The organism is Curtobacterium sp. 458 (assembly GCF_030406605.1).
Lineage (GTDB): Bacteria > Actinomycetota > Actinomycetes > Actinomycetales > Microbacteriaceae > Curtobacterium.
Window position 1 is genome coordinate 1,350,410 of the sequence record NZ_CP129104.1, and the last position, 22,183, is coordinate 1,372,592.

Genomic DNA, 22,183 nt, shown 5'->3' on the forward strand with positions numbered 1-22,183 from the left:
CGCGCAAGCGGAAGCCGCTGCGGAACGTCGGACGGGCCGTCCCCCTCCTGCCCGCCGTCGTCCTCCTCGTCATCTTCCTGCTCGGCCCCGTCATCTCGTCGTTCTACGGGTCGTTCACCAACTCGGCGCTCACCGGCGTCGGCGCCTCCGACCAGCAGTTCGTCGGGCTGAAGAACTACGTCGAGCTGTTCCAGGACCCGGACTTCCCGAAGTCCGTCATCCTCACCGTCGTCTTCCTCCTCGCCTCCGCCGTCGTCGGGCAGAACGTGCTCGGCCTCGGGCTCGCGCTCCTCATGCGCAGCGCGAACAAGGTCGTCCGGTCGATCGTCGGCACGTTCGTCGTCGCCGCGTGGGTGCTGCCCGAGATCGTCGCCTCGTTCGCCGCGTACGCGTTCTTCAACGACCAGGGCACGCTCAACGAGTTCCTGAAGATCTTCGGCATCACCGGGCCGAACTGGCTCTACACGCTGCCGATGCTCTCCGTGATCCTCGCGAACATCTGGCGCGGCACCGCGTTCTCGATGCTCGTCTACTCCGCCGCCGTGCAGGAGGTCCCCGAGGAGATCACCGAGTCGGCCGAGGTCGACGGGGCCGCCGGCTGGCAGCGCCTCGTCTACATCACGATCCCCGTGATCCGCCGCTCGATCTCGACGAACCTCATGCTCACGACGCTGCAGACGCTGTCGGTCTTCACGCTCATCTTCGTGATGACGGGCGGCGGGCCCGGCACGAACTCGTCGACGTTGCCGATCCTGGCGTACCAGGAGGCGTTCAAGTTCTCGCAGCTCGGCTTCGGGACGGCGATCGCGACGATCCTGCTCATCGTCGGCGCGGTCTTCTCGATCATCTACATCAAGGCACTGAAGCCGGAGGTGGACTGACCATGGCCCTCACCGCTGACCGCCCGGTCGCGAACGCCACCCGCGCGGTGACCGCCCCCGGCGCCCTCCACATGACCTCCCCGCGCGGCCGCACGATGCGCTGGGTGTCGAACGTCGTGCTGCTCGTCATCGCCGTCTGCTTCGCCGTGCCGCTGCTGTGGCTCGTGCTCGCGTCGCTCGACACGCAGGCGTCGCTGTCCGTGAAGATGCCGACGCAGTTCACGCTCGACAACTTCGCGAAGGTGCTCACGCCGGACCTGTCGTTCATCCCGCTCGGCAACAGCCTGCTGCTCTCCGGTGGCACCGCGGTCGTCACGGTCGTCGTCGCGATCCTCGCCGCGTACCCGCTGTCCCGGTACAAGATGCGCGTCAACAAGCCGTTCCTCTACAGCATCCTGTTCGGCACCGGCCTGCCGATCACCGCGATGATGGTCCCCGTCTACGCGCTGTTCGTGTCGCTCAACCTCATCGACAACGTGTGGGGCTGCATCTTCTTCCTCGCCGCGACAAGCCTGCCGATGGCGATCTGGATGGCGAAGAACTTCATGGACTCGGTCCCGGTGTCGCTCGAGGAAGCGGCCTGGACCGACGGCGCCTCGATGCTCACCACGCTGTGGCGCATCGTGATCCCGCTCATGCGCCCGGGCATCGCCGTGGTGTTCATCTTCGTGTTCATCCAGGCCTGGGGGAACTTCTTCGTCCCCTTCGTGCTGCTCCTCTCGCCCGACAAGGTGCCCGCCGCGGTGAGCATCTTCAACTTCTTCGGCCAGAACGGCGCCGTCGCCTACGGGCAGCTCGCCGCGTTCTCGATCGTGTACTCCGTGCCGGTCATCGCCCTCTACGTGCTCGTGTCCCGAGGCCTCGGCGGCGGCAACGCCCTCGCCGGCGGCATCAAGGGCTGAGCCGGAAGGAACCTCCTCCATGCACTCCGGCGAACCGCTCGTCCACGCCCGGATCGCCCGGCTGGTCCGCGACCGCATCGACCCCGCCGTGCACCGCCGCTCGGCCCCCGTCACGATCGACGCCTGGCAGGTACCAGACGAACCGGTGCCGTTCGCCACCGCCGTCGCCGCCGAGTACACCCCGTTCGACGGCGGCTCCTGGGGCGGGAAGCCCTGGGGCACGACGTGGTTCCGGATCCGCGGCACCGTCCCGGCCGACTTCGGCACCGCACCCGGCACCACCGCCGAACTCCTCGTCGACCTCGGCTTCACGAAGCGGAACCCCGGTTTCCAGGCCGAGGGGCTCGCGTGGCGTCCGGACGGCACGACGATCAAGGGCATCGAGCCGCACAACGACACCGTCCCGCTCGAGATCGGCCCCGGCGAGTCCTTCGAGGTCTACGTCGAGGCCGCCGCCAACCCGGACATCGGCGGCGACTCCTTCCAGGGCGCGACGCCGCTCGGCTCGAAGTCCACCGCCGGCTCCGACCCGATCTACCGCGTCCGCCGGATCGAACTCGTCGAGCGCGACGACACCGTCTGGGAGCTCCAGCAGGACTTCTGGGTGCTCCGCGGACTCATGGGGGAGCTGCCCACCGACGGCACCCGCGGCGCGGACCTCCTCCGCGGCCTCGAACGCGCCGCCGACGCCCTCGACCCCGACGACGTCGCCGGTACCGCTGCCGACGCCCGTGCGGTCCTCGCGCCCCTCCTCGCCGTGCGCGCCTCCGGGTCCGCGCAGCGCGCGATCGCCGTCGGCCACGCGCACATCGACTCCGCGTGGCTCTGGCCCGTCCGCGAGACGATCCGGAAGTGCGCGCGCACGTTCTCGAACGTGCTCGACCTCATGGACCGCGACCCGGACTTCACCTTCGCGTGCTCGTCGGCGCAGCAGTACGCCTGGATCCGGGACGGCTACCCGTCGATCTGGGAGCGCATCAAGCAGCGGGTCGCCGAGGGGCGCTGGATCCCGGTCGGCGGCATGTGGGTCGAGTCCGACACCAACCTCCCCGGCGGTGAGGCCCTCGCGCGGCAGTTCGTCGCGGGCAAGCGGCTGTTCCTCGAGGAGTTCGGCATCGACACCCCCGAGGCCTGGCTGCCGGACTCGTTCGGCTACTCGGGTGCGCTGCCGCAGATCGTCCGCGCCGCCGGCTCGAAGTGGTTCGTCACGCAGAAGCCGTCGTGGAACGAGACGAACGTCATCCCGCACACGTCCTTCCACTGGGAGGGCATCGACGGCTCCCGCGTCCTCACGCACCTGCCCCCGGCCGACACGTACAACTCGGACGTCTCACCCGCCGACCTGCACCGTGGCGAGCGGCAGAACAAGGAGCGGGGCGTCGCCAACACCTCGATGCTGCTCTACGGCTTCGGCGACGGCGGTGGTGGACCCACGCGCGAGATGGTCGCCGCGGCCCGACGCCAGCACGACCTCGACGGCTCGCCCCGGGTCACGCTCGGCACGCCCGCGGACGTCTTCGAGGAGCTCGAGCGCGTCCTGCCCGAACCCGCCGTGTGGTCGGGGGAGATGTACCTCGAGTTCCACCGCGGCACCTACACGTCGCAGATCCGGACGAAGCAGGGCAACCGCCGCTCGGAGCACCTGCTCCGCGAGGCCGAGCTCTGGGCCGCCACGGCCGCCGTCCGCCACGGCCTCGACTACCCGTACGAGGAACTCGAGGAGGCCTGGCACACCGTCCTGCTCCAGCAGTTCCACGACATCCTCCCCGGCTCGTCGATCGCCTGGGTCTACGAGGTCGCCGAGGAGAACTACGCCCGGGTCGCCGAGGTCCTCGAAGGCCTCATCGGCACGGCGACCACCGCGCTCGCGAACGGTGGGGCCGAGGCGCTCGCCGGGGTCGGAGCCGCCTCGGCCGCGGTCGGCGGCCACGGCGCCGGACTGCTCGACGCACCGAGCCCCTCCACCGCCGGCGAGGGCGCTGCCGACGCCACGGCTGCCGGCGGGCAGCTCGTCCGGTTCAACGCCTCGCCCGTGGCGGCGGGCGGGGTGACCGCCCTGGGAGGTTCGCCGACCGACGGGGAGCGAGCCGTGCCTCCCGTCCGACACGGCGACCACCTCGTGTTCGACACCGGCATCGTCACCGCGACCGTCGACGCGGCCGGCCACGTCCTGTCGCTCGTGGCGAACGCCACCGGCCGCGACGCGATCGCACCGGGGTCCGCCGGCGCGGAGTACACCGTGTTCCGCGACACCCCGAACCAGTGGGAGGCGTGGGACATCGACCGCGCCTACCAGCGCAACGGCACCGTGCTCGACGCCTCGGACGTCACCGTCGACGGTGACACCGTGGTCGTGCAGCGGTCGTTCGGGTCGTCGACGATCACGACGCGCTACTCCGCCGTCGAGGGTGCCCCTGAACTGCGGATCGAGACCGAGGTCGAGTGGCACGAGCACCAGAAGCTCCTCAAGCTGGCGTTCCCGCTCGACGTCCGGGCGTCCGTCGCGTCGAGCGAGATCCAGTTCGGGCACATTGACCGGCCGACCCACCAGAACACCTCCTGGGACTCGGCCCGCTTCGAGACGAGCGCCCACCGGTGGGTGCACGTCGCCGAGGCCGGGTTCGGGGTCGCGGTCGCGAACGACTCGACCTACGGGCACGACATCACCCGGTCGACCCGTGCCGACGGCGGCACCACGACCCTCGTCCGTGAGTCGCTGCTGCGCGCACCCACGTTCCCGGACCCGGACGCCGACCAGGGGCACCACGTGTTCCGCACGGTGCTGCGGGTCGGGGCGACCGCGCTCGACGCGGCGGACTCCGGCTACCGGCTGAACCTGCCGGTGCGGTCGGTGCCGGGGTCGGCCGTGGTCGACCCGCTCGTGACGGTGTCGTCCCCGCAGGTGTTCGTCGAGGCCGTCAAGCTCGCCGAGGACCGCTCGGGCGACGTCGTCGTCCGGCTCTACGAGGCCTCGGGCGGTCGGGCGTCCGACGTCGGGGTCTCGTTCGGGTTCGACGTGGCGTCCGTCTCCGCGGTCGACCTGCTCGAGCGGCCGGTGGAGTCGTCGTCCTGGGGTGCCGGGGAGCCGGTCGTGCTCACCCTGCGCCCGTTCGAGATCGTCACGCTGCGGGTCCGACGGGCCTAGCGGAGGACGAGCCGGGCCCGAGGCAGCGGGTCCGGCGGAGAGGCTGCGGCGTCGGGGGAGCTCGGGTGCGCTCCCCCGGCGCCGCGCTGCGTGCGCGAGCGGGGCGGAGCTGGGCGGGGCGGGCGGGGCTGGTCGGGCGGGGCTGGGCTGGGCTGGGCTGGTCGTTCCGGGCGTGGGTGGTCGATCCGGGCGTACCTGGCCGGAACTTCCGACCAGGTACGCCCGGAAAGATCAGGCATCGCGGACGCTTTGGGAAGGAACGCTCTTCCTCCACAACGTTCGGTCCGGGAGGCCCGTCCACAGATCTCGTGGACGGCACCGCTGTGCGCGGGTCGCGTGGGCAATCTGCCGTGCATGAACGAACCGCTGCCGATCCTCCGAGCTTCGGCCATGCACGAGGCCGGTGCCGATGCCACCACCCTGCGCCGACGAACCAGCGCGCACGGCCCGGACCGACTCGTCCGCGTCGGCCCCAACGCCTTCGTGCACGGGGCACGATGGGACGCTGCGGGCCCGCGACAGCGCTACGTCACACGCGTGTACGCCAGGCTCGGTCGCATCGGAGTCCGCGCAACGGCGTCGCACGATTCAGCGGCAGCGATCCACGGCCTGCCGGCGCTCCACGGCTGGGACGTCCCGGTGCACGCCACGGTGCCGACGTCGATGTACCGCGGACGGACCTCGGCGCTGGTGTTGCACTCGCGCGCCGTGACCGACGCCGATCGGATCGAGGTCCGGGGCATCCACACGACGACGCTACCGCGGACCGTCGCGGACATCGCGCTCGCCGGCGACTTCCGCTCCGGTGTCGTCGTCGCCGACGCGGCACTCCGGGGGCGGTTGCCCTCGCGCCGCGATCTGCGCCGCGGTGGGGTCGACGGCACGGAGCCGCGTCCTCGCCACGTCCGTCATCGAGTTCGCGGATGCCCGCTCCGGTTCCCCCGCTGAGTCCCTCGCGCGAGTGGTGTTCCGGGAACTCGGACTCCCCGCCCCGGTCCTCCAGCAGCCGTTCGTCGTCGCAGGCCGTCGGTACGAGGTCGACTTCTGGTTCCCCGAGCAGGGCGTCGTGATCGAGGTCGACGGCCTCGCGAAGTACACGCAGGCGCGGTACCGGAACGGCCGCACGCAGGAGCAGGTGGTCGTCGACGAGAAGCGCCGTCACGAGGCCCTGCTCACCGCCTCGGCCGTCCGCACGATCATCCGGCTGGAGTGGCGCGACCTCTTCGATCTCGACACGCTGACCCGCCGCCTCCGCATCGCAGGTCTGCCGTGCCTCCTCCGCCCGGTCCGGAGCGCTCGCGACGTGAGACGGTGAAGCGGCACAGGGAGCCGTCACTACCGTCGCGCGCATGGCCGTCACGGAGATCTGGCTCGTCCGCCACGGGGAATCGGAGGCGAACGTCGCCGCCGCCCGCGCCGAGGCCGAGGGAGCGGACGTCATCGACGCCGGGCACCGGGACGCGGACGTCCCGCTGAGCACGCTCGGGGAACGGCAGTCCCGTGCCCTCGGCACCGAGCTCGCCGATCGCGCGCTCGACGACGTCCCCGTCGCGCTCTGGGTGTCGCCGTACCGCCGCGCGCAGCAGACCATCGCGATCGCGCTCGAGCACGGTTCGCTCGCCGAACCCCAGCGCCGCACCGACGAACGGCTGCGTGACCGCGAACTCGGCGTGCTCGACCTGCTCACCCGGCAGGGCGTCCGCAACCGGTACCCCGACGAGGAACGGCGACGCGAGTGGCTCGGGAAGTACTACCACCGGCCGGCCGGCGGGGAGTCCTGGGCGGACGTCATGCTCCGACTGCGGTCGGTCCTGGCCGACGTCGACCGGCTGGACGGACCCGAGCGGCTCGTGATCGCCGCGCACGACGCCGTGGTCATGCTGGCCGTCGCGGTCTGCGTCGACCTCGACGAGCCCGCGCTCATGGACTTCGCCCGGACCCACACGGTCGCGAACGCCTCCCTCACCCGACTCCGACGCGACGCCGTCGGTTCCCCGTGGTCGCTCGAGGAGTTCTCCTCGGTCGGCCACCTCGACGATGACGAGGTCACCGAGCACGGCGGCCGGAAGGACGACGCCCGTGTCCGCTGACCCCATCACCCCGAACTTCCTCCGCGACTGGGCGCTCCCCGAGCCGGGCGCCGGCAAGTACGGGCGCGGGCAGGTCCTCGTGGTCGGAGGCGCCGCACGGACGCCCGGCGCAGCGGTCCTGTCGGCGCTCGCCGCACTCCGGGTCGGTGCCGGCCGGCTCACCCTCGCGGTGGCGCGGAGCGTCGCATCCCAGGTTGCGGTGGCCGTGCCCGAGTCCGGCGTCGAGCCCCTCGACGAGGACCCCGACGGCCACGTCGCGGTCGGGGCCGGCGAGGGCATCGCTGACGCGGCGGCGTCCGCGGACGCGGTGCTCGTCGGACCCGGACTGGACGAGCCCGAGGGAACGCGCGACCTCGTGGCCTCGCTCGCGCGGACCGTCGGCCCGGACACCCTCGTGGTCCTCGACGCCTTCGCACTGGGCGTCGCGGCGGACCTCCGACAGGAACTCGAACCACTGCGCGGGCGTCTCGTGATGACGCCGAACTCCGGGGAGGCCGAACGACTGCTCGGCCGCAGCTGCGGCGATGACACCGTGGCCGACGCCGTCGAGATCGCGGAGCGCTTCGGAGCCGTGGTGGCCCTCGGCGACGCGATCGCGACCCCCGGCGGCCGGACGTGGCTCAAGGGGACCGGATCCGGCGGTCTCGGGACGAGCGGCAGCGGAGACGTGCTCTCGGGCGCGATCGTCGGGCTGCTGGCGCGGGGAGCCGACCCGGCGCAGGCGGTCGCGTGGTCGTCGTACGTGCACGCCGCCGCGGGGGACCGCCTGGCCGTGCAGGTCGGGCCGCTCGGCTACGTCGCGAGCGAGCTCGTCGCGGAGATCCCGCACGTGCTGGTCGAACTCGGCGCCTGACACACCTGCGGCCCCGTCGCCGGGACGTCCGGCAACCGCTCGTTCTTTCCCATCGCGGTTGGCGTGACTGGTGGAACCGGGCATTCCTGGCGGGAAAGAACGACCAGGCACGCCCGGAACGACCAGGCACGCCCGGAACGACCAGCCGCGACCGCGTCCGCGACCGCGCTGCTACCCGCGCAGGGACTCGACCGCCTTCTCCACCCGGCGCGCCCGCGTCTCGGGCGCCTTCGCCTGGAGCACCGGGTCGACGAGGGCGCGCTGCCGTGAGTTCGAGAGCGTCTCGAAGGCCGCGCGCACCCCGGCCGCGTCGAGTGCCGCACCGAGGTCGTCCGGCACGTCGACGGTCCGGGGCAGGGTGTCGACGTCGATCGTGACCTCGACCGTGTCACCCGCGGCGACCCCGGCGGCCTCGCGGTGCTCTGCCGACAGCGGGACGAGCGACTGCGCACCCATGACCCCGACCGTGGACCGGTACGTGTAGCCGCCGTTCAGTGTGACGACCACCGGCGGGCGCTTCCCGGCGCCGAGCGCGTCGATGACCTCGGGCGGGACCGGGAGTCCGGTGGCCGTCTTCCGGGCCAGCAGGACCGTCGTCGTGAACTGCACGGGGACAGCGAACCACCGGCGCGTGACCACCGCAAGGGCACCGTCGCGGGAGCAACTGTTCGATCCCCGTTCACCGTGCCGATCCGGGCCGGAAACCGGCCCCGGCCATCCTCGTCACCGACCGAGTCGCACAGTCGTGCGGAACGGATCCCCGACCCGGAAGGCACACCCCGTGCAGCACAAGCGCACCCTCGCCGGCATCGCCCTCGCGGCAGCCGCCATCGTCACCCTCGCCGGTTGCTCGGCGACGAGCAGCGCGTCCACGAAGGACGACTCCGACTGGAAGACCGCGACGAGCGCCGAGTCCGCCGGCGGCATGGACGCCCTCGTGAAGGCCGCCAAGGCCGAGGGCCAGCTCAACGTCATCGCGCTGCCGCCGTCGTGGGCGAACTACGGCAAGATCATCGACGGCTTCACGAAGCAGTACGGCATCAAGGTCAACTCCGCGAACCCGAACGGCTCGAGCGCCGACGAGGTCGCCGCGGTGAAGTCGCAGAAGGGCCAGTCCACCGCACCGGACGTGCTCGACCTCGGCAACGCCGTCATGCAGCAGAACCTCGGCCTGCTCACCGACTACAAGGTCGCGAACTGGTCGGACATCCCGGACACGCTCAAGGACGCGGACGGCAAGTGGACGCGCGACTACACCGGCCTGATGTCGATCGGCTACGACTCGTCGAAGGTGAAGACCGCCCCCAAGGACCTGAACGACCTGCTCGGCTCCGAGTACAAGGGCAAGGTCTCGATCGCGGGTGACCCGACGCAGGCGAACCAGGCCGCGAGCGCGGTGTACCTCGCGGCCCTCGAGAACGGCGGCTCGGCGGACGACATCACGAAGGGCGTCGAGTACTTCGGCAAGCTCAAGCAGGCCGGCAACTTCCAGAACGTCCTGCCCTCGCAGGCGACGGTCGCCTCGGGCGAGACCCCCGTCGTCATCCAGTGGTCCTACAACAACCTCGCCTGGGGACCGGCCGCCGGGTCGTCGGGGAACAAGAACTGGAAGACCGTCGTCCCCGAGGGGCGGGCGCTCGGCTCGTACTACTCGCAGGCGATCAACAAGGACGCCCCGCACCCCGCGGCCGCGCGCCTCTGGCAGGAGTACATCGCGAGCCCCGACGTGCAGAACCTCTACCTGCAGGCCGGCGCGTTCCCGTCCACCCTCGCCGCGCTCGAGAAGTCGGGCAAGGTCGACCAGGACGCCCTCGAGGCCGCCGGCGGCATGCCGAAGGACTACGTCGAGCTGACGGACGACCAGGTCACGGCCGCCGCGAAGGTCCTGTCCGCCAAGTGGTCCGCCACGATGGGCTCCTGACCGGCATGACCACCGCATCGGCCCCAGGGGTGCCCGCCGCCCCCGGCACCGCGGCGCCGTCCGCTCCCGTCACCGCCGGGCCGGCCGCCACCAGCGCGGCGCCGGCGGTGGCCAGCGGGACCACCGCAGCCGCCGATGCCACCGCCCGCCGCGGCGCCGGACCCCGTGTCCGGCGCCGCGGCGGCGTCGCGTGGCTCGGCCTCACCCCGTTCGCCGCGTACGTGCTCCTGTTCCTCGCCGTCCCCGCCGTCATCGCGGTGGGCAGCGGTTTCTCCACCGGCGACGGCGCGTTCACGTTCGCGAACCTCGCCGCGTTCGCCGACCCCACCGTGCTCCGCGCCTTCGGAGCGTCCTTCGGCCTCTCCGCCGTCTCCGCCGTGGTCGGCGCGGTGATCGGCGCGGTCGTGTGCTGGGCGCTGTCCGCGCTCCGGCCCGACGGCATGGTCCGCTCCGTGATCGACGCCGCGGCGAGCGTGCTCGCCCAGTTCGGCGGCGTCATGCTCGCCTTCGCGTTCATCGCCACGATCGGGGTGCAGGGACTCGTGACGACCTGGCTGGTGTCGACCTTCGGCGTCGACCTCAACGCGGGCGGTGCCTTCCTCTACACGGTCCCCGGGCTCGTCCTGCCCTACGTCTACTTCCAGGTGCCGCTCATGGTCCTCACGTTCATGCCCGCCCTCGAGGGCGTGAAGACGCAGTGGGGCGAGGCCGCCGCCACCCTCGGCGCCTCCCGCGCGACGTACTGGCGGCGCATCGCCCTGCCCGTCCTCGCGCCGGCGTTCTGGGGGTCGCTGCTGCTCCTCTTCGCGAACGCGTTCTCCTCGTTCGCGACCGCCGCGGCGCTCATCTCGCAGGGCGGCATCGTCCCGCTGACGATCCGCGCGCAGCTCACCAGCGAGACGATCATCGGCCTCCAGAACGTCGCCGGGGTGCTCGCCCTCGGCATGGTGATCGTGATGGCGGTCGTGATGGGCGCCTACTCGCTCCTGCAGCGACGGGCCGCGAGGTGGCAGCGGTGACCGCGGGCACCGCTCCGCGGACCCGATCTGGGCCCACGCCGCCGGTCCCGGGGCGACGCGCCAGCGGCGGACCGGCCGAGCCGGTGGGGAGAGGCACGGGTCGCCCCCGCCGGTTCGGCCCGGCCCCGTCCCGGGTCACCGCCGCGATCGTGCTGGTCGTGGTCGGCCTCGTCTTCGCCCTCCCCCTCGTCGCGCTCCTGCAGTTCACGTTCCGCCAGGGCACCGACGGCGGCCTGACCCTCGACCACTACACGGCGCTCACCGACCCGGTGAACGCCGCGACCTACCAGCCGGTGTTCGAGGGCCTCGGCGCCTCGCTGCTCATCGCCGTCATCACGGTGGCGATCGTGCTCCTGGTGCTCCTGCCCGCGCAGATCATCACCGCACTCCGCTACCCGAGGCTCCGTCGGGTGCTCGAGTTCGTGTGCATCGTGCCGATCACGGTCCCCGTGGTGGTGCTCGTCGTCGGGTTCATCCCCGTGTACCAGGTGGTGTCGCAGGTGTTCGGGTCCGGCGCCTGGACGCTCGCGTTCGCGATCGGCATCGTGTCGCTGCCGTTCGCGTTCCGCCCCATCGCGGCCGCGCTGACGGCGATGGACGTCGCCGTCCTGTCCGAGGCCGCCCGGTCGCTCGGCGCCTCGTGGTGGACCGTGACGTGGCGCGTCCTCCTGCCGAACCTCCGACGCGGGATCACCGCCGCGTGCTTCCTCACGATCACGGTCGTCCTCGGCGAGTACACCCTCGCCTCGTTCCTCTCCCGCACGACGTTCCAGACGGCGCTGCTGCTCGTGCAGTCGACCGACCCGTACGTCGCCGCGATCTTCTCGCTCGCAGCACTCCTCTTCGGGTTCGTGCTGCTCGTCGTCATCGGCCGGGTCGGCGCGCACCGCCGGCGCGGCCCGAAGGAGTCCGCATGACCACCACCGCCCCCGTCGCACCCGCCACGGTCGAGCTCGTCGGCGTCGAGAAGCACTACGGCGCCCACCGGGCCCTCGCCGGACTGTCGCTCCGGATCGAGCCCGGCGAGTTCGTCTCGCTCCTCGGGCCGTCCGGCTGCGGCAAGACCACGGCCCTCCGGGCACTCGCGGGCCTCGAGGCCGTCGACGCCGGCACCATCCGCATCGACGGCTCGGACGTCAGCAGCGTGCCGGTCAACCGCCGCGACATCGGCATGGTGTTCCAGCAGTACTCGCTGTTCCCGCACATGACGGTGCGGCAGAACGTCGCGTTCGGCCTCGAGATGCGGAAGGTCCCGGTAGCCGCCCGTCGCGAGCGCGTCATCGAGGCGCTCGACATGGTCCACCTCGCCGAGTTCGCCGACCGGTACCCGCACCAGCTCTCGGGCGGGCAGCAGCAGCGGGTCGCCCTCGCCCGGGCTCTCGTCACCCGCCCCCGGGTACTCCTGCTCGACGAACCGCTCTCCGCGCTCGACGCCAAGGTCCGGGTCTCGCTCCGCGACGAGATCCGCCGCATCCAGAGCGACCTCGGCATCACGACCGTCTTCGTCACCCACGACCAGGAGGAGGCGCTCGCCGTCTCCGACCGGATCGCGGTCATGCGGGCCGGGGACATCGAGCAGGTCGGCACCCCCGAGGAGCTCTACCGCGCTCCGGCCTCGGCGTTCACGGCGGACTTCGTCGGGCAGTCGAACCGGATGCACGGCGACCTCCGCGGCGGCGACGTGTTCGTGTACGGCTTCACGGTGCCGGCGATCGACCGCACGGCGGCGGACGGCCCGGTGGTCGCCTACGTCCGCCCCGAGGACGTGACCTTCGCCGCGGAGGGCATCACCGGCACGGTCGTCTCGTCGAGCTTCCTCGGGTCGATCCGCCGCACGACCGTCCGCCTCGACGACGACACCATCGTCACCGTCCAGCACGAGGTCGGTGACCGGCGCGCGGCCGGCGACCCGGTCGCCGTGCGCCTGACCGGCGCACCGGTCGCGGTCGCGCCCGTGGGGAAGCGCACCGCGCCCACGCACTGAGCACCGGACGGGAGGCGCGGTGCGACCCCGCAACGCGCCTCCCGTCCGCCCGTCAGCGCTGGAAGCGCGTCGCCACCTCGTCCGCCAGCGCGGCGTCGACGCGGGCGCGCATGTCCGCCGACATGGGCGGGAGGGCGTCGAGCCGCGCCCAGAACGCCTCGGTGTTCTCGCCGTCCGCGGGGAAGGGCGTGCCCGAGACGTAGCGGAACGCGAACACGAGGTCGAGGTACTGCGCCCGGTCACCGTTCGGGTACGTCATCTCCGGGAGCACCTGCACCCAGGCGAGCCGCTCGGCCTCCGCGACGACGTCGGCTTCCTCGAGGACCTCGCGTGCCGCGGCCACGGCCGGTTCCTCACCGGGGTCGACGATGCCGGTCACCGGCGTGTACGCACCCGTGTCGGCCCGTCGGACGACCAGGAGCTCGCGGTCCGCACCCAATCCGCGCGTGACCACGGCGGTGACGCCGGTGAGCCAGAGCGGGTGGTTCCCGATGCGCTCGCGGAGGGACAGGACGAAGTCGGGGGTCGGCACGCACCCACGCTACGGCACACCCTGTCGCGGACTGGTCATGACCAGTAGGGTGAGACCGTGGAGATCATCATCCTGCCCACGCCGGCGGAGGTCGGTCGCGTCGCCGCGGCCAAGATCGCGTCCGTCGTCGCGAAGAAGCCGTCCGCCGTCATCGGTCTCGCGACCGGGTCCAGCCCGCAGGGCATCTACGCCGACCTGCAGCGGCGCGTCGAGGCCGGCGAGATCTCGTTCGCCGAGGCCCGCGGGTTCGCCCTCGACGAGTACGTCGGGATCCCGCTCGAGCACCCGGAGTCCTACGCTTCCGTCATCGCCCGTGACGTCGTCGGCCCACTCGGCTTCGAGCCGACGCGGGTCCGTGTGCCGGACGGCCGCGCCGCCGACCTCGAGTTCGCCGCGAAGGAGTACGACGCCGCGATCCGCGCCGCGGGCGGGGTCGACGTGCAGATCCTCGGCATCGGGGCCAACGGGCACATCGGCTTCAACGAGCCGACGTCGTCGTTCGCGTCCCGCACGCGCATCAAGACCCTCGCACCGTCCACGCGCGAGGCGAACGCCCGGTTCTTCGACTCCCCGGACCAGGTGCCGACGCACTGCATGACCCAGGGCCTCGGGACGATCCTCGAGGCCGGCGAGCTCGTCCTCGTCGCGCAGGGCTCGGCGAAGGCGGACGCCGTCGCCGCCGCGGTCGAGGGGCCGCTGTCGTCGTTCGTGCCCGGGTCGGCGCTGCAGCTGCACCAGCACGCGACCGTCGTCGTCGACGAGGAAGCCGCCGCCGGACTCCGGCTCGCGGACTACTACCGGTACACGTACGACAACAAGCCGGAGTGGCAGCGGTTCGAGTGACCCGGCTCGCGGTGGCTCGGGCTCGGCTCAGCGCACCGCGCTGAGCCGCCGGAGTGCTTCGTCGAGCGTCTCGGCGGAGCAGCCGAAGTTCAGGCGCACGTGTCCTGCTCCCTGCCTGCCGAAGTCGAGCCCGCGTGACAGCGCGACCTCCGACCGGTCCAGCAGGACCGCAGCGGGGTCGTCGCCGAACGGCAGTGCGCCGAGGTCGATCCAGGCGAGGTAGGACGCCTGCGGCTGCCGGTACCGCGCGCCGGGCAGCACCTCGTCGAGCCGTTCGGCCAGTGTCCGCCGGTTCACGGTGAGCTCGGTGAGCAGCGACGCGAGCCACGGCCCGCCCGCGCGGAACGCCGCCACGCTCGCGGTGTATCCGAGGATCCCGGTGCGTTCGACGACCTCGGTCGGCATGCCGTCGAACCACGTCCGCGCTCGCTCCGACGCCCCGACCATGAGCGCGCACTTCGTCCCGGCGAGGTTCCACGCCTTGCTCGCGCTGGTCAGGGCGACGCCGAGGTCGGCGGCTTCCGGGCACGAGTCGAGGAACGGCGTGAAGACCGCGTCGGCGTGGGTCAGCGGCGCGTGGATCTCGTCGGACACCACCACGGCGTCGTACTCCGCGGCGAGGCGGGCCAGGGCTGCGAGCTCGTCTCGGGGGTGCACGAGGCCGAGGGGGTTGTGCGGGTTGCAGAGCAGGATCGTCCGGACGCCGTCCGCGAGGGCCGCGCGGACGCCGTCGAGGTCCATCCGCCAGTCGGCCGTGGTCGCGCCGGTGGTGTCACCCGCTCCCTCCGCCGGCGGCAGCAGGGGGACCTCGGCCGTGGTTCCGCCGGCCTCGGTCACGTAGTCCCAGAACGGCGGGTACACGGGCGGCATGATGACGACACGATCGCCCGGTTCGATGATCCGTCGGAGCGTCTCCACCGCGGCGACCGACACGTCCGTGGTCGTCCGGACGAGGTCGGGGTCGACGCGCCACGACCACCGGTCGGCTGCGAAGTCGGCGAACGCCTCGGGCAGCGCTCGGCCGTGTCCCACGTAGCCGGTGTCGCCGTTCGTGACCGCCGCGACGAGCGCGTCCCGGACCGGTTCGGCGAGCACCGAGTCCATCTCGGCGACGAACATCGGGAGGACCTCCGGCGGGAAGGCCGTGTACTTCTCGCTCGTGCGGGTGTGGTGCGCGTCGAACGCGGAGACCATGACGCTCATGCAGACATCCTCGCAGCGTCACGCCGTCGGGGTACGCGCAGGTCCCGCACGCTGCGAGCCGCCGCGCCCGCCGCGCCTACCGTGGCGGTGTCATGGCTGCCGAACACCGCAAACCCGTCGAGCCCGATGCGGCTCCCACCGTCGCACACCACGCCGCGCACCACGCGGCGGCCGTCGAGACGCCCGCTGCGCCGTCGACCCCCTCGTCCGCGCCTCCGGCCCGGTCGGCCGCTCCCGCGTCGCCCGCCGGCCGGGACGCCGGCGGCGACAGGGGCGGTGATCAGCCGGACCCGAACCGCTGGAAGGCCCTCGTCATCTGCCTCCTCGGCGGTGGCATCGTGCTCCTCGACGTGTCGATCGTCAACGTCGCGCTGCAGTCGATCTCGTCCGGCCTGCCCGGTGCCACCCCCGAGGCCGTGCAGTGGATCCTCTCCGGCTACGCCCTCGCGTTCGGACTCCTGCTCGTGCCCGGCGGCCGACTCGGCGACGCCTCCGGCCGCCGACGCATGTTCGTCATCGGCGTCGGGCTGTTCACGCTCGCGAGCGCCCTCTGCGGCTTCGCACCGAACGGACTCGTGCTCGTGATCGCGCGGCTCGTGCAGGGCTTCGCGGGCGGCCTGCTCACGCCGCAGGTCACCGCCCTCATCCAGCAGCTGTTCCGCGGCAAGGAGCGTGGTACGGCGTTCGGGCTCTTCGGCGCCACCGTGGGCATCGCCACCGCGATCGGCCCCCTCGTCGGAGGGCTGCTCATCACGGCGTTCGGCACCGAGAACGGGTGGCGGTTCGTGTTCTTCGTGAACCTGCCCGTCGGGCTCGTCACGATCCTCCTGGCCTTCCGGTACCTCCCCGCGGCGGCGACGGCCGAGCGTGGCCGGAAGCACGACTTCGACCCGATCGGGATCGTGCTGCTCGGAGCCGCCGTGGTCGCGCTCCTGCTGCCGTTCGTGCAGTCCGAGGTGTGGAAGGGCAACGCGAAGTACTGGCTCGTGGTCGTCGCGGTCGTGTTCGCCGTGCTCTTCGTGCTGTGGGAGCGGCACTACGGCAAGAGCAAGGAGCCGGTCATCGACCTCGCCCTGTTCCGCCGCCGGTCGTTCTCGCTCGGCGTCGGTCTCGCGACGCTGTACTTCGCCGGGTTCACCCCGCTCTTCTTCGTCCTGACGCTGGCCCTCCAGTCCGGCCTGGGGTACTCCGCCCTGCTCGCCGGCCTGTCATCGGTGCCGTTCGCGATCGGGTCCGGCATCGCGTCGACGATCGGTGGCCGGATCGTGCACCGCTTCGGGCGGCAGCTCATCGTCGTCGGCACCGTCCTCGTGCTGCTCGGGCTCGGCGGCGTGATCTGGGTCGTCGCGAACCACTACCGCTCCGACCTCGGCTGGTGGCTCGTCGTGCCGCTGCTCGTCGCGGGTGTCGGGTCCGGCCTCACGATCTCCCCGAACCAGACCCTCACACTGTCCGAGGTGCCGGTCCAGCAGGGCGGCTCCGCCGGTGGTCTCATCCAGGTCGGCGCCCGCGTCGGCTCGGCCATCGGCATCGCGGCGGTCGGCAGCGTCTTCTACTCGGCACTCGCCAGTTCGAAGGGCGACTACGGGCAGGGGCTGCCGCTCGGCCTCGGGGTCGCGCTCGTGTTCGTCGCCGCCGCGCTCGTGGCGGGCATCGTGGACGTCGTCGTGGGGAAGGTGCGCGGGACCGCGGCGTCCGTCTGACGGTCAGCCGACGACGCCGGGCTCGTCGGGTGCCGTGAGCACGCGCCGCATCTCGGCCGTCGAAGCGTCCCACAGCGGGGCGTCCGCACGGACGACGGCGAGCACGTCATCGACCATGCCGGTCCGGACGGAGGCGCCTCGCGCTCGCGCGGTCCGTCGGACGGCGGTGCGGAGCTCGGCGACCGGGGTGGCCGCGTCAGTGCGCACCACGGCCTGCCCGACCGCCCGGGCGCGCTCGACCAGCGCGGCTGCGACGGCATCGACGCCCATACAGTTCATCGTGCACCCACCACAGCCGCGATGGGCCCGGTCAGGTCCGGAGCTCGGTCCGCACCGGCTTCAACCGCTCCGGGGCGTCCGTCGCCGGCGACCACTCGCACGTGAACGTGCCGCGGTACCCGAAGAGGAACCCGAACACGCGGTTGTGCACCTCGAGGTCGACGTGGAACGCCTCGTCCTCGTCCGACCACCACTCGTGCAGGGTCGCCCGCCCGCTGAAGAGCATCGGGAAGCGGAAGGCGATCGGCCCCTCGTAGAAGCGCTGCGCGTCGGACCGCAGGACGAGACCGCCGCGCTCGTCGACCGAGAGGTCGAGGTCCACCGCCAGGTGCTGGTGCGATCCGAGGTAGTCGAGCACCCGTCCGTCCACGAGCACCATCGTCGCGTCGAAGCGAGCGGTCCGTCCGGGCTTCGTCGTGTAGGTCCGCACGAACGTCACCGTCTCGCGGCCGTAGCGGTCACGGTACGGGTAGTTCTCGATCGTGAACGGCACGTCCGTCCCGACGTCGGGCACGAGGATGTTCCGCAGCCGCCCGATCTGCAGGAACGGCACGGTCCACCACGGTCCGCGACGGATCGATGCCATCACGCCGCGCCCCGTGCACGCCTCGGCCGCGTCGAGCCCGACGCCGAACCGGCGCTGCATCATGGGGTGGAGCCGCTGGAAGTCGGCACCTAGCGCCGCTTCGAACACGGAGGTCACGGGTTGCCTTCCGGGTCGGGGAGCGCTGCCAACGTGGCAGGCGCGTCGTGCAGGTGGTCGGCTCGTCGGGACCCGCCAGCGGGTGCGCGGAGCGTCCTGGAGGCACGGGGCCGGCCCCGGCGCCAGGGCTGCAGGACCGAGGTGAGCGGCCAGGCCTCCGGTTCGCCACCACCCTCCAGCCAGACGCGGAGCCGATCGAAGCTCCAGGCGGTCGCCCACCCGAGGAGCGGGCGGACGACGAGGTCGAGCGGACCCCAGCCGCTGTCGTAGTCGTAGCCGGTGATGAACCGCGTGCGGCCGTCGTCGGTGGGGACGTACCGCCAGTAGCCACGGCCGGAGCGGATCGGCGACAGCGGGTCCGGGGTCGAGAACCGGAGCGCGGAGGTCCTGGTGCCGTCGGGACGTCGGCGCTCGCCGATGCTCACACCGGTGCCGTGGACGTCGTGCACGGGGGACCGTCGGACGTAGGTGAACCGCACGGCGTCCTGGTCGGCGTCACGTTCGGGCAGGATCTCCGAGAACCGGACGTCCCACCGCACGTGCTGGGTCGGGTCCTGCGTCGCCGCCCACACCCGCTCGATGTCCGCCGCGATCACGGCCTCGACGGAGATGCCCCGGTTCCTCACGACGCTGCCCACCCTCGTCGGAGTCGGTCGGCGGCACGGGCGAACGTCTCCGCGACGTCCGGCTCCGGGTCGAAGAGGTTCTGGATACGCAGCCCGTCGAACAGGGCCAGGAGCTGCTGCGCTCCGACGCCCGGGTCGAGGGTCGCCGGGAGACGGCCGACCGCGACGTCCTGCTCGAGTGCGAGCCGGATGCCGTCGCGGAAGGCGCGGTAGCTGACCAGGAAGTCGCCCCCGGCTGGTTCCCCGGGATCGGCGGCCGGGGCGAGCGCCGCGACGATGAGCCGGTCGAGTGCTGGCTCAGCGGCGAACGCGACGACCAGCGCGCGCAGCCACGGCACCGTGCCCTCCGCGCGTGCGACGGGTGCCAGCGGCGCGGTCACGTGGTCGAGCCAGGTCGCGAGCGTGGCGGCGAGGAGCGCCGGCATCGTCGGGAAGTTCGCGGTCACGGTGTCGCGCGGGAGCCCCGCCCGCTCGGCGACGGCGTCGAGGGACGAACGGGTGGGACCGACGTCGCGAAGCACGTCGATCGATGCCCGGAGCACGCGGTCGCGGACGGGCGCGGTCGACCGGCGGGTCGAGAGCTGTTCCGGCGGCGTCCGTCGGAACCACTCGAGCAATGCCCGCGACCGCGAGGTGTCGGCCGCGGGGTCGGGCGCGCGGTCCTCGGCGAAGAGGTCCTCGAAGCCGTCCATCGACCGCACGGCCGGGTCGTCCGTGCGGAACGCCATCGACCAGTCGGGGAACGTCCGCTCCTCGATGGGGTCGTCGAGGAGGACCTGGACGTCGACGTTCGCCGGATCGGACGCGACCTCGTGCACCCGCGCTCGCACCACGTCGTCCGGCCCCTCGACGACGCCGAGGACGTTCGCGTCGTCGAGCGCGAGGACACCGGTGATCCCGAGCTCGGCGTTCCTGGCCCGCTCGACCGGCAGCAGACGGACGAGGTCGTCGTGGCTGAGGCGCCCCGTCCGGGCAGCCGTGAAGACGAGTGTCGAGAGGGTCATCGGTCGAGCTCTCCGTCGGTGGTCGAGGGGTCGGTCGGTGCCTGGGCACGGACGGGGTCTCGGCGGATCGCGACGATGGTGAGGTCGTCGCTGATGGTCTCCGGGACGGTGCGGAGGAAGGCCCGCAGCCCCTGGGCCAACGACCGCTCGTGCGCGAGCCGTGCCGCGAGGTCGGTCAGTGTGCCGAAGCTCGCGTCCGGGAGTTCGAGGATGCCGTCGGACGCGACGACGAGGACGTCGCCCGGGCTGAGGTCGAGGTGCCGGGGCAGTCGCGCGAACCCCCGGGGCTGCAGGCCGACGGGAAGGTCCACCGACGGGATGCGCACGGTCTCGCCTCCCGCGTGGGCGACCGCTGCGAAGCCGTGCCCGGCATCGATGAACTCGACCGAGCCGTCGTGCAGTCGGATCCGGGCGTGGAACAGGGTCGCGAACGCAGCCGCCCGTTCCAGGCGGGAGCGCACGGCGTTCTCGGCGCCCTCGACGGTGACGGCCGGTGCCTCGCGGGCCAGGGCGTCGATCGTGCCGAGCAGGTGCGCGGCCAGGAGCCCGGCGGGGACGCCCTTGCCCATGACGTCCCCGAGCGTGATCGTCGCGGTGCGCCCGTCCGGCCCGACCGAGACGTCCGCGAGGTCGCCGGACACGTCGGACGCGGCCCGCCAGACGTGTGCCGCCGTCCATCCGGGGACCGTCGCGGTCGTCCTGGGGAGGAGCGCGGCCTGCACGGCACGCAGCCGACCGTCACGGTCGAGACCGGCGTCCTCGTCGTCGTAGACGTCCTGCAGGGAACCCACTCCCGCAACCTACCGTGCGGCGTGTCCAGGATGCGCGGGAGCGGCGCCCGGGAGGACCCGGACGCCGCTCCCGCGCTCGGCGCTCAGTCCGCGGGGACGCTGTCCACCACGGACGTCGTCACCGCGGACGAGTCGAGCACCGCCCCCTTCGGGAGTACCCGGCTCGCCGAGCCGGTCAACGTCCGCGACCCGAGGTACGCACCGGTGTCGGGGTCGATCACGATCTCCGAGTGCTCCCCGTCCCGGTTCGGCTCGTCCCGGCCGATCGCCGTCCCGGTGCGCCCGTCGAGCGTCACCGCGTCGTGGGTGATCGTCGTCCCGGGGATCTTCGCGAGCACCTCGTACATCGCGCTGCGGAGGTCCGCAGGCACGAGCCCGGTGGCGAGGTCGTCGGAGATCAGCGTCGTCATCGCCTCCTCGTGGCTCACGGAACCGGTGGCGTGCTCCGACACCCACGTGTACAGCTCGTCCGGGTCCCGCGGCATCTCGGCCAGGTGCGCCGGCGTCCAGTCCGAGTACCCCTCGAAGCGGCCGCCTGCTCCGTGCAGCGTCTCGGTCGGGTACGGCGACCCTTCGCGCTTCCACTCCGCGGCCGCCTCGGTCGCGGACGCGGCAGGGAAGAACCGCGTCGGTTCGCCGGACGTGCGCACGAGCGTCCACTCGGCAGACACGTCAGCGGGTCGGTAGACGGTGACCGTGTACGGCACGAGCGCGGAGTACTCGTTCGCGTCACCGAAGAACCCCTGACTCTCCCGTTTCGTCGACACCTCGAGGTACTGGCCGGGCCCGACGGTCGGGTCGCTCGCCAGGACGGTCTCGTCGGCGGCCTTGTGCAGGACCTCGGCGGCGGTGGCTGCCTGCGGGTGCGACCCCACGACGGGTACGCGGTCCGTGGTGCCGGTGAGGTTCCCACCGACGATCACGGTCGCGAGGGCGGTGACCGCTGCGACGGACCCGACCGTTCCGAGGGTCCAGCGGGAGCGGCGACGACGACGGTGGACGGTGCGGTCGAGCACCGCACGTCGGATCGGACGGATGGCTTCGTCGAGGGCGGCGCCCTCGGGCGGCGGTGCGGTGATCACAGTGTCTGCTCCATCTCGTGCAGCGCGCGGCTCGACCTCAGCTTCGCGCGGGACCGTTGGATGCGCTTGCGCGCGTTCGTGGTGGTGAGGCCGAGCATCGCGGCGGCCTCGTCGTAGGACCGGCCCTGGAGCAGGCAGAGCTCGCAGAGTTCCCGGTCGGGTGAGTCGAGCGCGGCGATCTCCGCGCGGACCCACCGCAGCTGCTGGACGGCCTCGTCGTGTGCGACCTGGCGGTACCAGGCCTCGGACGCGCCGCTGTGCTCGTCGACCTCGTCGGTGCGGGTGGACCGTCGCTGCCGGTTCGCGTTCATCGCCACGAACCGCGTCGTGGTCAGCAGCCACGGCAGTGCAGACGCACCGACGACTCCGATGTCCTTCCGCCGGCGCCACGCGACGAGGAACGTCTCCTGGACGATGTCGTCGACGTCCGACCGTTCGTCGGCGAGCCCCCACGCGTAGCGGAAGACCGCCCGCGAGTGCCGGTCGAGCAGCGCGGTGTACGCCTCGCCGTCGCCCGTCGCGACGGCGGCGACGAGTGCTGTGTCCGGGACGGTGCCCGGCCCCCTTGGTGTGTTCACGATTGCCTCCGAACAGTGAGTGTCCGGGAGGGCCTCCGTGTGAC

General features: G+C 72.3%; 23 protein-coding genes. 13 read left to right on the top strand and 10 right to left on the bottom strand.

The window, feature by feature from the left end; translation table 11 throughout:
• Positions 1 to 17 precede the first annotated feature (17 nt).
• The 7 genes from QPJ90_RS06705 to QPJ90_RS06735 all read left to right on the top strand — a co-directional run bounded on the left by QPJ90_RS06705 (position 18) and on the right by QPJ90_RS06735 (position 7,871).
• Positions 18 to 881, top strand: coding sequence for a sugar ABC transporter permease (locus QPJ90_RS06705; protein ID WP_290134182.1), 864 nt, complete (start codon positions 18 to 20; stop codon positions 879 to 881).
• Positions 882 to 883: 2 nt separating this feature from the next.
• Positions 884 to 1,783 carry a carbohydrate ABC transporter permease gene (locus QPJ90_RS06710; protein WP_290133660.1) on the top strand — a complete coding sequence of 300 codons (900 nt, stop codon included), beginning with the start codon at positions 884 to 886 and terminating at the stop codon, positions 1,781 to 1,783.
• 19 nt (positions 1,784 to 1,802) lie between these two features.
• Entirely contained in the window at positions 1,803 to 4,928 is a 3,126-nt protein-coding gene (locus QPJ90_RS06715; protein WP_290133661.1) for a glycoside hydrolase family 38 C-terminal domain-containing protein, read from the top strand.
• Between the two features lie 354 nt (positions 4,929 to 5,282).
• Positions 5,283 to 5,876 carry a hypothetical protein gene (locus tag QPJ90_RS06720; RefSeq protein ID WP_290133662.1) on the top strand — a complete coding sequence of 198 codons (594 nt, stop codon included), beginning with the start codon at positions 5,283 to 5,285 and terminating at the stop codon, positions 5,874 to 5,876.
• A 13-nt stretch (positions 5,877 to 5,889) separates the two neighbouring features.
• Positions 5,890 to 6,243: a hypothetical protein gene (locus QPJ90_RS06725; RefSeq protein ID WP_290133663.1), complete on the top strand. Its 354-nt coding sequence runs from the start codon at positions 5,890 to 5,892 to the stop codon at positions 6,241 to 6,243.
• 34 nt (positions 6,244 to 6,277) lie between these two features.
• Positions 6,278 to 7,018: a histidine phosphatase family protein gene (locus QPJ90_RS06730; protein WP_290133664.1), complete on the top strand. Its 741-nt coding sequence runs from the start codon at positions 6,278 to 6,280 to the stop codon at positions 7,016 to 7,018.
• Positions 7,008 to 7,871 carry an NAD(P)H-hydrate dehydratase gene (locus QPJ90_RS06735; RefSeq protein WP_290133665.1) on the top strand — a complete coding sequence of 288 codons (864 nt, stop codon included), beginning with the start codon at positions 7,008 to 7,010 and terminating at the stop codon, positions 7,869 to 7,871. Before QPJ90_RS06730 ends, QPJ90_RS06735 begins: the two co-directional genes overlap by 11 nt.
• A 171-nt stretch (positions 7,872 to 8,042) precedes the next feature.
• On the opposite strand, the gene QPJ90_RS06740 is transcribed toward QPJ90_RS06735, so the two are convergent.
• Positions 8,043 to 8,480 (bottom strand): YdeI/OmpD-associated family protein, encoded by a 438-nt coding sequence (locus QPJ90_RS06740; RefSeq protein WP_290133666.1) that lies wholly within the window; start codon positions 8,478 to 8,480, stop codon positions 8,043 to 8,045.
• A 172-nt stretch (positions 8,481 to 8,652) separates the two neighbouring features.
• Between QPJ90_RS06740 and QPJ90_RS06745 the strand changes: the two genes are divergently transcribed.
• From QPJ90_RS06745 to QPJ90_RS06760, 4 genes are all read left to right on the top strand, one after another.
• Positions 8,653 to 9,792: an ABC transporter substrate-binding protein gene (locus QPJ90_RS06745; protein WP_290133667.1), complete on the top strand. Its 1,140-nt coding sequence runs from the start codon at positions 8,653 to 8,655 to the stop codon at positions 9,790 to 9,792.
• Positions 9,793 to 9,797: 5 nt separating this feature from the next.
• Positions 9,798 to 10,811, top strand: a complete 1,014-nt coding sequence (locus QPJ90_RS06750) for an ABC transporter permease subunit (protein ID WP_290133668.1) — start codon at positions 9,798 to 9,800, stop codon at positions 10,809 to 10,811.
• Positions 10,812 to 10,894: 83 nt separating this feature from the next.
• Positions 10,895 to 11,728 carry an ABC transporter permease subunit gene (locus QPJ90_RS06755; RefSeq protein ID WP_290133669.1) on the top strand — a complete coding sequence of 278 codons (834 nt, stop codon included), beginning with the start codon at positions 10,895 to 10,897 and terminating at the stop codon, positions 11,726 to 11,728.
• Entirely contained in the window at positions 11,725 to 12,795 is a 1,071-nt protein-coding gene (locus QPJ90_RS06760; protein ID WP_290133670.1) for an ABC transporter ATP-binding protein, read from the top strand. The genes QPJ90_RS06755 and QPJ90_RS06760 overlap by 4 nt, the downstream gene beginning before the upstream one ends.
• Before the next feature lie 52 nt (positions 12,796 to 12,847).
• Here QPJ90_RS06760 and QPJ90_RS06765 read toward each other — a convergent pair whose 3' ends face one another.
• Entirely contained in the window at positions 12,848 to 13,327 is a 480-nt protein-coding gene (locus tag QPJ90_RS06765) for an NUDIX domain-containing protein (protein ID WP_290133671.1), read from the bottom strand.
• Positions 13,328 to 13,384: 57 nt separating this feature from the next.
• On the opposite strand from QPJ90_RS06765, the gene nagB reads away from it, so the two are divergent.
• A complete protein-coding gene (gene nagB, locus QPJ90_RS06770) occupies positions 13,385 to 14,170 on the top strand; it encodes a glucosamine-6-phosphate deaminase (RefSeq protein ID WP_290133672.1) in 786 nt (261 codons plus the stop codon).
• A 27-nt stretch (positions 14,171 to 14,197) separates the two neighbouring features.
• Here nagB and QPJ90_RS06775 read toward each other — a convergent pair whose 3' ends face one another.
• Positions 14,198 to 15,373, bottom strand: a complete 1,176-nt coding sequence (locus tag QPJ90_RS06775) for an aminotransferase class I/II-fold pyridoxal phosphate-dependent enzyme (RefSeq protein WP_290133673.1) — start codon at positions 15,371 to 15,373, stop codon at positions 14,198 to 14,200.
• A 92-nt stretch (positions 15,374 to 15,465) separates the two neighbouring features.
• Between QPJ90_RS06775 and QPJ90_RS06780 the strand changes: the two genes are divergently transcribed.
• On the top strand, positions 15,466 to 17,076 hold the full coding sequence (locus QPJ90_RS06780) for an MFS transporter (protein WP_290133674.1): 1,611 nt from the start codon (positions 15,466 to 15,468) through the stop codon (positions 17,074 to 17,076).
• 3 nt (positions 17,077 to 17,079) lie between these two features.
• Here the strand turns inward: QPJ90_RS06780 and QPJ90_RS06785 are convergent, their stop codons facing one another.
• From QPJ90_RS06785 to QPJ90_RS06815, 7 genes are all read right to left on the bottom strand, one after another.
• Entirely contained in the window at positions 17,080 to 17,346 is a 267-nt protein-coding gene (locus QPJ90_RS06785; RefSeq protein WP_290133675.1) for a hypothetical protein, read from the bottom strand.
• Between the two features lie 40 nt (positions 17,347 to 17,386).
• Entirely contained in the window at positions 17,387 to 18,058 is a 672-nt protein-coding gene (locus QPJ90_RS06790; RefSeq protein WP_290133676.1) for a DUF4166 domain-containing protein, read from the bottom strand.
• A complete protein-coding gene (locus QPJ90_RS06795; RefSeq protein ID WP_290133677.1) occupies positions 18,055 to 18,684 on the bottom strand; it encodes an SRPBCC family protein in 630 nt (209 codons plus the stop codon). Before QPJ90_RS06795 ends, QPJ90_RS06790 begins: the two co-directional genes overlap by 4 nt.
• Positions 18,681 to 19,688 (bottom strand): BLUF domain-containing protein, encoded by a 1,008-nt coding sequence (locus tag QPJ90_RS06800; RefSeq protein WP_290133678.1) that lies wholly within the window; start codon positions 19,686 to 19,688, stop codon positions 18,681 to 18,683. The genes QPJ90_RS06795 and QPJ90_RS06800 overlap by 4 nt, the downstream gene beginning before the upstream one ends.
• Positions 19,685 to 20,479: a SpoIIE family protein phosphatase gene (locus QPJ90_RS06805; protein ID WP_290133679.1), complete on the bottom strand. Its 795-nt coding sequence runs from the start codon at positions 20,477 to 20,479 to the stop codon at positions 19,685 to 19,687. Before QPJ90_RS06805 ends, QPJ90_RS06800 begins: the two co-directional genes overlap by 4 nt.
• Before the next feature lie 83 nt (positions 20,480 to 20,562).
• Positions 20,563 to 21,561: a CU044_5270 family protein gene (locus QPJ90_RS06810; RefSeq protein ID WP_290133680.1), complete on the bottom strand. Its 999-nt coding sequence runs from the start codon at positions 21,559 to 21,561 to the stop codon at positions 20,563 to 20,565.
• Positions 21,558 to 22,139, bottom strand: a complete 582-nt coding sequence (locus QPJ90_RS06815) for a sigma-70 family RNA polymerase sigma factor (RefSeq protein WP_058726132.1) — start codon at positions 22,137 to 22,139, stop codon at positions 21,558 to 21,560. Before QPJ90_RS06815 ends, QPJ90_RS06810 begins: the two co-directional genes overlap by 4 nt.
• Positions 22,140 to 22,183 lie beyond the last annotated feature (44 nt).